The organism is Roseicyclus marinus (assembly GCF_036322625.1).
GTDB classification, from domain to species: Bacteria; Pseudomonadota; Alphaproteobacteria; order Rhodobacterales; family Rhodobacteraceae; genus Roseicyclus; species Roseicyclus marinus_A.
Genome location: NZ_AP027266.1, coordinates 2,519,822 through 2,531,446 on the forward strand (window position 1 = coordinate 2,519,822; position 11,625 = coordinate 2,531,446).

General features: G+C 66.8%; 8 protein-coding genes. 2 read left to right on the forward strand and 6 right to left on the reverse strand.

The window, feature by feature from the left end:
- Positions 1-48 precede the first annotated feature (48 nt).
- The gene (locus AABA51_RS12040) at positions 49-2,322 is read right to left on the reverse strand and encodes an adenosylcobalamin-dependent ribonucleoside-diphosphate reductase (protein ID WP_338272142.1); all 2,274 of its coding nucleotides are present in this window, start codon (positions 2,320-2,322) and stop codon (positions 49-51) included.
- Between the two features lie 119 nt (positions 2,323-2,441).
- Here AABA51_RS12040 and AABA51_RS12045 point away from each other — a divergent pair, with 119 nt between their 5' ends.
- Complete coding sequence (locus tag AABA51_RS12045) at positions 2,442-2,879, forward strand: DUF1489 family protein (protein WP_338272143.1); 438 nt, start codon at positions 2,442-2,444, stop codon at positions 2,877-2,879.
- Between the two features lie 109 nt (positions 2,880-2,988).
- On the opposite strand, the gene hisG is transcribed toward AABA51_RS12045, so the two are convergent.
- The 3 genes from hisG to hisS are packed head-to-tail and all read right to left on the reverse strand — an operon-like array spanning position 2,989 to position 6,307.
- Positions 2,989-3,681: an ATP phosphoribosyltransferase gene (gene hisG, locus AABA51_RS12050; RefSeq protein ID WP_338272144.1), complete on the reverse strand. Its 693-nt coding sequence runs from the start codon at positions 3,679-3,681 to the stop codon at positions 2,989-2,991.
- Positions 3,678-4,814, reverse strand: a complete 1,137-nt coding sequence (locus AABA51_RS12055) for an ATP phosphoribosyltransferase regulatory subunit (protein WP_338276565.1) — start codon at positions 4,812-4,814, stop codon at positions 3,678-3,680. Before AABA51_RS12055 ends, hisG begins: the two co-directional genes overlap by 4 nt.
- A 14-nt stretch (positions 4,815-4,828) precedes the next feature.
- Complete coding sequence (gene hisS / locus AABA51_RS12060; protein WP_338272145.1) at positions 4,829-6,307, reverse strand: histidine--tRNA ligase; 1,479 nt, start codon at positions 6,305-6,307, stop codon at positions 4,829-4,831.
- Between the two features lie 114 nt (positions 6,308-6,421).
- Here hisS and AABA51_RS12065 point away from each other — a divergent pair, with 114 nt between their 5' ends.
- Positions 6,422-6,625, forward strand: a complete 204-nt coding sequence (locus tag AABA51_RS12065) for a SlyX family protein (RefSeq protein WP_338272146.1) — start codon at positions 6,422-6,424, stop codon at positions 6,623-6,625.
- A 92-nt stretch (positions 6,626-6,717) separates the two neighbouring features.
- Here AABA51_RS12065 and AABA51_RS12070 read toward each other — a convergent pair whose 3' ends face one another.
- Positions 6,718-7,932, reverse strand: coding sequence for an MFS transporter (locus AABA51_RS12070; protein ID WP_338272147.1), 1,215 nt, complete (start codon positions 7,930-7,932; stop codon positions 6,718-6,720).
- Positions 7,933-8,015: 83 nt separating this feature from the next.
- Entirely contained in the window at positions 8,016-11,534 is a 3,519-nt protein-coding gene (gene dnaE / locus AABA51_RS12075; protein ID WP_338272148.1) for a DNA polymerase III subunit alpha, read from the reverse strand.
- Positions 11,535-11,625: the final 91 nt, after the last annotated feature.

The window sequence follows — 11,625 nt, forward strand, 5'->3', positions numbered from 1 at the left end:
GGGCGTGACCTTAGCGATGGTTGGCGATCAATCCAAAGTGCTATCCCCTCAGGCGCATTTCGAATGGCCGCAACTGTTGCAGGTGAGGCACCCTTCGGCCATGCGCATGTCGTATTGCCCGCAGGACGGGCAGGCAGGCCCCGGCTTGTGGCCGAGGTTGACGACCTGCGCCTGCGGATCGGATTTGAGGCCCATCCCCTCGCCCGCAAGGAAGCCCGTGGCGACCATGTGCCGTTCGATCACGCCGCCGATGGCCGCAAGGATCGAAGGCACGTATTTGCCGTTCATCCAGGCGCCCCCGCGCGGGTCGAAGACGGCCTTGAGCTCTTCGACCACGAAGGAGACATCGCCGCCGCGCCGGAACACCGCCGAGATCATCCGCGTCAGCGCGACGGTCCAGGCGAAATGTTCCATGTTCTTGGAATTGATGAAGACCTCGAAGGGGCGGCGGTGACCGGCCAGCACGATGTCGTTGATCGTGATGTAGAGCGCGTGTTCGCTGTCGGGCCATTTGACCTTGTAGGTATTGCCCTCGAGCGCCGCGGGCCGGTCGAGCGGCTCGGACATGTAGATGATCTCGCCGCCCGCCGCCTCGGTCGCGGTCTGGCCTTCGGGCTTGTCCTGCGCCTCGGAGACGGTGAGGACGGAGCCTGTCACGTCATTGGGGCGGTAGGTCGTGCAGCCCTTGCAGCCGGTGGCATAGGCTTGGGTGTAGACATCCTTGAACGCCTCGAAGGAGATGTCGGCGGGCACGTTGATGGTTTTCGAGATGGAACTGTCGATCCAGGGCTGGGCCGCGGCCTGCATCCGCACGTGATCCATCGGCGCGAGCGTCTGGGCGGTGACGAAATGATCGGGCAGGGGCGCATCGCCCATGCGGTCGCGCCAGGCGGCGACGGCGTAATCCACCACCTCTTCCTCGGTGCGGGTGCCATCGGGTTGCAGCACCTTGCGGGTGTAGGAATTGGCGAAGATCGGTTCGATCCCCGACGACACATTGCCCGCGAAGAGCGAGATGGTGCCGGTGGGCGCGATGGAGGTCAGAAGCGCGTTCCTGAGCCCGTGTTCGGCGATGAGCGCCTGCACCTCGGGCGCAAGGCGCAAGATCATCGGGGCCTTGGCATAGGCCGCCGCATCATAGAGGGGGAAGGCCCCCTTTTCCTTGGCCAGAAGCGCGGAGGCGCGGTAGCTCGCGTTGGCGATGGCCTCCATCCATGCGCCTGTCTGCGCCACGCCCTCGTCCGAGCCGTAGCGCAGGCCGATCATGGCGAGCGCATCGGCCAGACCCGTGACGCCCAGACCGATCCGGCGCTTGGCCTGCGCCTCTTGCGCCTGCGCCTCGAGCGGGAAGCGGGAGGCGTCGACGACATTGTCCATCATGCGCACGGAGGTGGCGACAAGATCGGTGAGCCGCGCGGGGTCGATGCGGGCTTTGGCGGTGAACGGCTCCTCGACCAGGCGGGCGAGGTTGATCGAGCCGAGCAGGCAGGCGCCATAGGGCGGCAGGGGCTGTTCGCCGCAAGGATTGGTCGCGGCGATGGTTTCGGCGTAGTTCAGGTTGTTCTCGGCATTGATGCGGTCGATGAAGATCACGCCGGGTTCGGCGTAATCATAGGTCGCGCGCATGATCTTGTTCCACAGGTCGCGGGCCTGCACCGTGCGGTAGACGCGGCCGCCGAAGGTCAGCTCCCACGGGCCGTCCTTGTCCACGGCGTCCATGAACGGATCGGTGACGAGGACCGAGACATTGAACATCCTGAGGCGCGCGGGGTCGGATTTGGCGTCGATGAAGGCCTCGATATCGGGGTGATCGCAGCGCAGCGTCGCCATCATCGCGCCGCGGCGCGAGCCCGCCGACATGATGGTGCGGCACATCGCATCCCAGACATCCATGAAGGACAGCGGCCCCGAGGCATCGGCGGCCACCCCGTGCACCTCGGCCCCCTTGGGGCGGATGGTGGAGAAATCATAGCCGATCCCCCCGCCCTGCTGCATGGTCAGCGCGGCCTCTTTGAGATTGTCGAAGATGCCGCCCATGCTGTCGGGCACCGTGCCCATGACGAAGCAGTTGAAGAGCGTGACCGACCGCCCCGTGCCCGCGCCCGCCACGATGCGCCCCGCAGGCAGGTATTTGAAATCCTCGAGCGCGGTGTAGAAGCGATCTTCCCAGCCTTCCTTGTCCTGTTCGACGGAGGCCAGCGCCCGGGCGATGCGGCGCCAGGTATCCTCGACCGATTGGTCGATGGGCGCGCCGCCCGCTTCCTTGAGACGGTATTTCATGTCCCAGATCTGTTCGGCGATGGGGGCGGCGAAGCGGGTCATGGCGGCTCTCCTTTGGGCAGGCGGTGAAGGTAGCGCGCCAGGCGCGGCGGATCAACAGATTGCACATCCCAATGACAGCACTACGATATGGAGTGGCACGGGATTCTGTGGAGAGAATTGTGGGAAAACCGGGGACAACCCATATCATCAAGCTCTGCGTTGGCGCGGAGGCGGTGGAGGACCTGCTCGACTGGCAGCGCAATCCGCGCGCCAAGGGGCCGGACGGGCTCCCGCGCCATGTCACGCGGATGTTCCCCAAACGGGTGGAGGAGGTGCTGAACGGCGGCTCGCTCTACTGGGTGTTCAAGGGCGTGGTGCTATGCCGTCAGCGCATCTTGCGGCTGGACGAGGTGACGGGGGGCGACGGCATCCTGCGCTGCGGGATCGTTCTGGACCCCGAAGCGGTGCGGGTGGCGGCGACCCCCAGACGCCCGTTCCAGGGATGGCGCTACCTGTCGCCCGAGGATGCGCCGCGCGACCTGCCCAAGGGCCGCGAGAGCGAAGAGGCGCTGCCGCAATCCTTGCAGAATGCGTTGGCCGAGATCGGGGTTCTTTAGAGCGCGCCCGCGTTCCTTTGCAATCAGGCGTCGCGCGTCTCACCTTGTGATGTCGCATGTCCGGGGAGCGCAAAACCGGTTCCCACTTTTGCGCGACATGCTCCAGGCCTCAGGCCAGCCCGATGCGCGCCACCAGATCGGCAAGCGCCGCGCGTTCGGCATCGCCCCAATCGGCCCCGCGCGCACGGAACAGCGTCGCCTCGGACGGATGGATCAACCCGTCGTCGAGGATACGCAGGTGGTTGGCGCGCAGGGTCTCGCCGGTGGAGGTGATATCGGCGATGGCCTCGGCGGTGCCATGGGCGACGGTCCCTTCGGTCGCGCCCTGGCTGTCGACGAGCTGGTAATCGGCGACGCCTGCATCGCGCAGGAAGTCGCGGACAAGCCGGTGGTATTTCGTGGCGATCCTGAGACGGAAGCCGTGCCGCGCGCGAAACGCGGCGGCGGCGGCATCGAGATCGTCGAGCGTCGTCACATCGACCCAACATTTGGGAACGGCGATGACCAGATCGGCATGGCCAAAGCCCATCGGGGCCACGACCTCGACCGCCTGGTCCCAGGCGGGGATGCGTTCCTGCACCAGGTCGGAGCCGGTGACGCCGAGATGGATGCGCCCTGCGGCCAGTTCGCGCGGGATTTCGCCCGCCGAGAGCAGCATCAGTTCGACATCGGCCCCCGCGACCTCGGCGGCATATTCGCGGTCGGACCCGCTGCGCCGCATGTCGATGCCGCGATCGGCGAACCAGCCGAAGGTCTTTTCCATCAACCGCCCCTTGGAGGGCACGCCCAAACGGATCGTCATGGCCGACCCTCCGCGCCCGCCTGCGCCAGAACGCCGGGGCGGATCACGCCGCCCACCGCCGGAATTTCGCGGCCCGCGCCAAGAATGCGGGTCAGCGCATCATAGCGCCCGCCGGTCGCCGCGGGCGGTAAATCGGGGCGCGCGGGCACGAGGAAGCCGAAGACGAAACCGTCGTAATATTCCATCGTCGTGCGCCCGTAGCTGGCCTCGAAAGGTGTCGTCTCGACCGCGACACCGGCATGGGCGAGCGCATCGATCCGCGCGGCGAAGCGGTCGACGGCGGGGCCAAGGCCCGGCATGTCGACGCACAGATCGCGCAGATGTTCGCAAGCCTCGGGCAGGTTCGCTTTCAGCGACAGGATCGTGGCCAGAACCTCGGCCTCGGGGGCGGGGATCGGGGGGGCTGCGGCATCGGCGATCAGCGTGTCGATGCGGGCCGCGATCTCGGTGGCCGAGCGCAGGCCGATCTCGGGCCCTGCTTCGGCGATGAGGGATTGCGCCCCCTGCCCTTTTGCTGCGGCGATCAGGCTGGCGCGCGCGGGCGATGGCGCGGTGCGGTTCGTGAAGCGGTCGATCAGGGCGCGGAAGCGGCGGGGCCGCCAGATATGGCGGCGCAGCGCCGCCTTGCGCGGGGCGGTGGTCGTCAGCGTGTCGATGGCGGCAAGGAGCAGGCCGATATCGCCCGTGACCGCGCGCAGGCCGTGGGGGGCCAGAAGGCGGGAGAAGAGGGCGAAAACCTCGGCATCGGCGCCGACCGGATCGGCGCGGTCAAAGACCTCGTAGCCGACCTGAAGATATTCGGAGGGGCGGCGCGAGCCTGCGGGCTGGGTGCGGAAGACCTCGCCCAGATAGGCGTAGCGCGCGGGGTCGGCCCCGTTCGCCATGTGGCGCTGCACCACGGGGACGGTGAAATCGGGGCGCAACATCATCTCGCCCCGGTCGGGGTCATGGGTGACATAGGCGCGCGCGCGGATATCCTCGCCATAGAGGTCGAGGAGCGTTCCGGCGGGTTGCAAGAGGTCGGTTTCGACGGGAAAGGCCCCCGCCGCCTCGAAGGCCGCGAGAAAGCGCGCGGCCTCGGCCCGGATGCTGGCCTTGTCCGTCTTGGCCGTGTCCGTCTTGGCCGTGTGCATGGTCCCGGTGTCGGTCACTGGTGGCGGTCCAGAAGCTTGCGGGTTTCTTCTACAAGATCCGTCAGCGGCACCTCGATCTGGGCGGGCTGGGATTTCCATTCCTCGAGCGTCGCTTCCTCGGCCAGTTTCGCGCCGAGGATCAGGTCCTTGAGCTGCACGACACCGCGCGCGGCCTCGTCGCCGCCTTGGATGACGGCGACGGGGGACCTTCGCTTGTCGGCATATTTGAGCTGGTTGCCGAAGTTTTTCGGATTGCCCAGATAGACCTCGGCCCGGATGCCCGCCTGGCGGAGCGTTGCGGCCATGGCCTGGTAATCGGCCATGCGGTCGCGGTCCATGACGGTGACGATGACAGGGCCCTGGGTTTCGCCGGTGAGCCGCCCCTTGGCGCGCAGCGCGGCCAGCAGGCGGTCGACGCCGATGGAAACGCCCGTGGCCGGAACCTCTTGGCCCGTGAAGCGCTTGACCAGATCGTCATAGCGCCCGCCGCCCGCCACCGAGCCGAATTGGCGGGGACGGCCCTTTTCGTCGAGGATTTCGAAGGTCAGTTCGGCCTCGAACACGGGGCCGGTGTAATAGCCAAGGCCCCGGACGACGGAGGGGTCGATGACGATGCGGTCGGGGCCGTAGCCCTGGGCGGCGAGGAGGGAGGCGATGGTTTCAAGCTCGGTCACGCCGTCGAGACCGATGGCGGAGCCGGTCACCAATTCCCGCAGGCGGGCCACGGTCGCGGGTCCATCGGCGCGTTTGGCATCCATGAAGCCCATGATCACATCGGCCTGCGCGTCACCCAGCCCCGCGCCCTTGGTGAAGTCACCGCTTTCATCCTCGCGGCCCTTGCCGAGCAGCGCGCGCACGCCCGCCTCGCCCAGCCGGTCCAGCTTGTCGATGGCGCGGAGCACGATGCCGCGTTCGGCGTCCTTGTCCTCGCCCGCAAGGCCCGCGACCTCGAGCACGCCGTTCAGGACCTTGCGGTTGTTCACCCGCACGATGTAATCGCCGCGGGGGATGCCCACGGCCTCGAGCGTGTCGGCGAGCATCCCGCAGATCTCGGCGTCCGCCGCGACCGACGGCGCACCGACCGTATCGGCATCGCATTGATAGAATTGGCGGAACCGGCCCGGACCCGGTTTCTCGTTCCGCCAGACCGGGCCCATCGCGTAGCGGCGGTAGGGGAAGGGCAGATCGTTGCGGTATTGGGCTGCGACACGCGCCAAGGGGGCCGTCAGGTCATAGCGGAGCGCGAGCCAGGTGTCGTCCTCTTCGAAGGCGAAGACGCCTTCGTTCGGGCGGTCGACATCGGGGAGGAATTTGCCCAGAGCCTCGACCGTTTCGACGGCGGAGGTCTCCAGCGGGTCGAAGCCGTGCAGGCGATAGACCTCGGCGATCTTTTCCAGCATGTGCTGGCGTTCCGTCACCTCGGCGCCGAAATAATCGCGGAAGCCTTTGGGCGGCTCTGCCTTGGGGCGGGGGTGTTTTTTCTCTTTGGCCATGGCTGCGGGCAAGCCTCTGATCGGGGTCGCGCCCCCTCTAGCCCGTGGGGGCGTTGACGGCAAGGCGGCGAGCGGGCAAGCCCTGTCGGGAATTGGGTGCAAAGGGGATCGGCGATGAGCGATGCGACAAGGCTGGAAGAGCGGATGGCGCATCTGGAGCGGGTGGCCGAGGATCTGTCGGAGGTGGTCGCGCGGCAAGATGCCGAGATCGCGCGGCTGACGCGGCGGGTCGAGATGCTGATGATGCGGGAGGCCGAGCGCGAGGTGGACCAGGGCGGGACCATTCCGCTGGCCGACCAGAAGCCGCCGCATTGGTGAGGGCGGTGGTGTTGGGGGCTCTGCCCCCGGCCTGCGGCCTCCCCGGAGTTTTTTTGTCAAGATGAAGGGGGGCCGTTAACCTTGATGAACGGTTAAGCGGCCTGGGCCAGGCGGGGGCTCCGCGGGCGGGAGCGCATCAGGATCATCAGCATGATGCCCACGTTCAGCGCGTTGAAGGCGATGCCGTTGAGAAACGCCCAGCGGTAGGAGCCGGTGAGGTCGTAGATCAGCCCCGAAAGCCAGCCGCCCAGCGCCATGCCGAGGATCGTCGCCATGATGACGAAGCCCACGCGCGCCCCGGCCTCGCGCGCAGGCAGGTATTCGCGGACGATGATCGCATAGCTCGGCACGATGCCGCCCTGGCTCAGGCCGAAGATGAGCGAGACGATGTAGAGCGGTGTCAGGCCCGTCGTGGGCAGGTAGAGGACGAGCGCGAGCATCTGGAGCGTCGAGCCGATGAGGAGTGTCATCACGCCCCCGAGCCGGTCGGCCAGAACCCCCGAGACAAGGCGCGAGGCGACGCCGCCCAGAAGCATGAGGGACAGCATCTCGGCCCCCACGGCGGGGCCATAGCCGAGGTCCGTGCAATAGGCGACGATATGGACCTGCGGCATGGACATGGCGACACAGCAGCCGATGCCTGCGGCCGCCAGAAGCCATGTCAGCGCGCGGGGGCTGAGGCCCGTGTCACGGGCGCGGGCGGCGGCGGCGGTCTCGGAAGCGGCCAGCGCGCCTTCGGGCAGGGGTTTGCGCAGGAGCCATGTGGCGGGCAGCATGAGCGCGAGCGTGGCTGCCGCGATCAGCAGGTACGCCGTGCGCCAGCCGGGCCCTGCAAGGATATCGGCAAGGATGAGCGGCCAGATCGCCCCCGAGAGGTAATTGCCCGAGGCGATGATCGCCACCGCGATGCCCCGGCGTTTCAGGAACCATTGGCTCACATCGGCGATGAGCGGGCCGAAGCTGGTGGCGGTGCCGAAGCCGATCAGGAATTGCAGCGCGGAGAGCGTGGCGATGTTGGGCGCAAGCGCGGCTGCGGCATAGGCCGCCGCCATCAGGAGCGCGGAGGCGGCAAGGCAGCGGGCGACGCCGTAGCGGTCGACGGCCCGACCGATCACGAAATTGCCCAAGGCAAAGCCCAGCATCGTGAGCGTATAGGGGATGGAGGCCGCCGCCCGTTCGGTGCCGAATTCGGCCTGGACCGCGGGCAGGATCACGATGATCGCCCACATGCCGACATTGCCGACGAGCGAGACCATCAGCGAGAGGCCGAGGCGCGTCCAGGAGGCGCGGCTGTCCAAAGGTGACATGGCGGGCGAGAGGACGGGTGACATGGCCGCGACGCTAGGGCCGAAGCGGTGCCGAGGGAAGCGGAAAACCCCGGGCTTTCGCCCTAGACCTCCTCGACCGTCACCACGCCTTCCATGGAGCGCAGCGCGCCCTTGATCTGGGGGGAGACGGGGAAGGCATCGCCCAGCACCATCTCGACCTCGCCGGGCAGGTCGGGATGCAGGAGGCACAGGTGGATCGGGCCCCGCGCGCTTTTCGCCGCCTCGTCGGCCATGCGGGTCAGAAGCGACCGGACCGAGGCGATGCCGGTTTCCCCCTCGACGAAGACGCGCAGGCCCGTGGCCTCGGAGGCGACGGCGCGGTCGATCGGTTCGACCCGGCGGCAGAGGAGTTTCAGCTGGTCGGCCTCGAAGGTGGCTTCGACCTGCAAGATCACGTTCATCCCCGTCTCGAGATGGGGGCGGGCCACGTCGAGCACGTCGGAAAAGAGCGTGACCTCGTAAAGCCCCGTGGGATCGGAGAGCGAGACGAAGGCGAAGCGGTTGCCCTTTTGGCTCTTGCGTTCCTGTTTGGCGGAGACGGCCCCGGCCATCTTGGCGACGAAGGCCCCGCCCTGCACCTTTTGTTCGACCTCGGCGAGCGTCTGGACGCCCTTGCGTTTCAGCGCGGGCAGGTAATCGTCGAGCGGGTGGCCCGAGAGGTAGAAGCCGATGGCCTGGTGTTCGCCGGCCAGACGCTCGGCGGGCAGCCAATCGTCAGGATCGGGCAGGCGCGGTTCGGGCAGATCTTCGCCCGCTGCACCGAAGAGGCTGACCTGGTTCGAGGCGGCGGCATCATGGACGGCGGCCGACCAGGCCGTGAGCGCATCGAGCGCGGCAAAGACGCGGGCGCGGTTGCGGTCGAGCGTGTCGAAAGCGCCCGCGCGCGCCAGCATCTCCAGGCTGCGCTTGCCCACCCGCTTGAGATCGACGCGGCGGGCGAAATCGAAGAGCGAGACGAAGGGTTTTTCCCCTCTTGCCTCATGGATCAGCCGCATCGCATCGACACCCACGTTCTTGAGCGCGCCCAGCGCATAGAGGATCTTGCCGTTCTCGACGGTGAAGGTGGGGGCGGAGCGGTTGACGCAAGGGGGGATGATCTCGATCCCCAGCCGCGCGACCTCCTGGCGGTAGACGCCCAGCTTGTCGGTGAGGTGGATGTCGCAATTCATCACGGCGGCCATGAATTCGACCGGGTGGTTCGCTTTCAGCCATGCCGTCTGGTAGCTGACGACCGCATAGGCTGCGGCGTGGGATTTATTGAAACCGTAATTGGCGAATTTTTCGAGCAGGTCGAACACCTCGCCCGCCTTTTCGTGGCTCACGCCATTGGCGGTCGCGCCTTCGATGAATTTCGGGCGCTCCTTGGCCATTTCCTCGGCGATCTTCTTGCCCATGGCGCGGCGCAGAAGGTCGGCGCCGCCGAGCGAGTAGCCGGCCATGACCTGGGCGATTTCCATCACCTGTTCCTGGTAGACGATGATGCCCTGGGTTTCCTTGAGGATATGGTCGATCGAGGGGTGGATGGATTCGAGCGGGCGCAGCCCGTTCTTGACCTCGCAATAGGTCGGGATGTTCTCCATCGGGCCCGGACGGTAGAGCGCCACAAGCGCCACGATATCCTCGATGCAGGTGGGTTTCATGCGCCTGAGCGCATCCATCATGCCCGAACTTTCCACCTGGAAGACCGCGACCGTCTTGGCGGAGGCGTAAAGCTCGTAGGTTTTCGCATCGTCCAAGGGGATCGCGTTGATCTGGTTTTCCGCTCCCGGCGCGGGCTCGTAAAGCCGCGTGCCATCGGGGGCTTCGTGCAATTGCCGCCCGCTTGCATGGATGAGGTCGATGGCGTTTTGCACCACCGTCAGGGTTTTCAGGCCGAGAAAGTCGAATTTCACCAGACCGGCGGGTTCCACCCATTTCATGTTGAACTGGGTCGCGGGCATGTCCGAGCGCGGATCGCGGTAGATCGGCACCAGCTCGTCGAGCGGCCTGTCCCCGATCACCACGCCCGCGGCATGGGTCGAGGCGTTTCTAAGCAAACCTTCGATCTTTTCGGCATAGTCGAAGAGGCGGCGAACGGGGTTGGTGCGCCCCTCGCGCTTGTCCTGCTCGCTTTCGCGCATCTCGTCGCGGATGCGTTCCTCCTGGGCTACGGCCTGGGTGATCGAGACGGGTTTGACGCCCTCGACCGGGATCATCTTGGACAGGCGGTCGACCTGGCCGAAAGGCATCTGAAGGACGCGGCCCACGTCACGCACCGCCGCCTTGGACAAAAGCGCGCCGAAGGTGATGATCTGGCCCACCCGGTCGCGGCCATATTTCTCCTGCACGTAGCGGATCACCTCTTCGCGGCGGTCCATGCAGAAGTCGATGTCGAAGTCGGGCATGGACACCCGCTCGGGGTTGAGGAACCGCTCGAACAGGAGCGAGTAGCGCAACGGGTCGAGGTCGGTGATCGTCAGCGCATAGGCGACAAGACTGCCCGCGCCCGAGCCGCGACCGGGGCCCACGGGAATATCCTGATCCTTGGCCCATTTGATGAAATCGGCCACGATCAGGAAATAGCCCGGAAAGCCCATCCGCTCGATGATGCCCAGCTCGAAATCGAGACGCTTGTGATACTCCTCGACCGGGGCGGCATGGGGGATGACGGCCAGACGCGCCTCGAGCCCCTCGCGGGCCTGGCGGCGCAATTCCTCGACCTCGTCATCGGCGAAACGCGGCAGGATCGGGGGATGGGTGCGCGCGCGAAAGGCGCAGCGGCGCGCGATCTCGACGGTATTGTCCAGCGCCTCGGGCAGATCGGCGAAAAGCGCCGCCATCTCCTCGGGCGATTTGAAATGGTGCTGCGGCGTCAGGCGGCGGCGCGGCTCGGATTGATCGACATAGGCGCCCTGCGCGATGCAGATCATCGCGTCATGGGCCTCGAACATCGCGGGCTTGGGGAAATGGACATCGTTGGTGGCGACGAGCGGCAGGTCACGGGCATAGGCCAGTTCCACGGTCGGGCGCTCGGTCAGACGCTCGGCCTGCGGCAGGCCGCCCTCGCCCGGATGGCGCTGCAGTTCCAGATAGAGCCTGTCGCCATAGATCGCCTGCAACCGGGTCAAAAGCGCCTCGGCCTTGGCGGTGTTGCCGGTCTGCAAAAGCCGCCCCAGCGCGCCATCGGGCCCACCCGTCAGACAGATCAGCCCCGCGCCATGGGCGGCCAATTCATCGAGCGTGACATGGGGCAGGCTGCCATCGCCGCGCAGGTAGAGCGCGGAGTTGAGCTTCATCAGGTTCTCGTAGCCTTGCCGGTTCTGCACCAAAAGCACGAGGGCCGCGGGCGGCACGGGGCGTTCACCGGGACGGACCGGGTCATAATCGACATCGATCTGGCAGCCGAGGATGGGCTGCACGCCCGCCTTGGCGGCGGTTTCCGAAAACTCGAGCGCGCAGAACATGTTGTTCGTGTCGGTCACGGCGACGGCCGGCATGCCCGCCTCGGCCACGAGCCCCGGCAGTTTCTTCACGCGCATCGCGCCCTCGAGCAGCGAATACTCGGTATGAAGACGAAGATGGATGAATCGCGGTGCGGCCATGGGCAGAGGCTAGCGCAAGGGATCGCGGCGATCCAGCCACCCGCCCCGATATCTTGTGGATCGTCGCCGCAATCCGGCGGCACATGCGGCA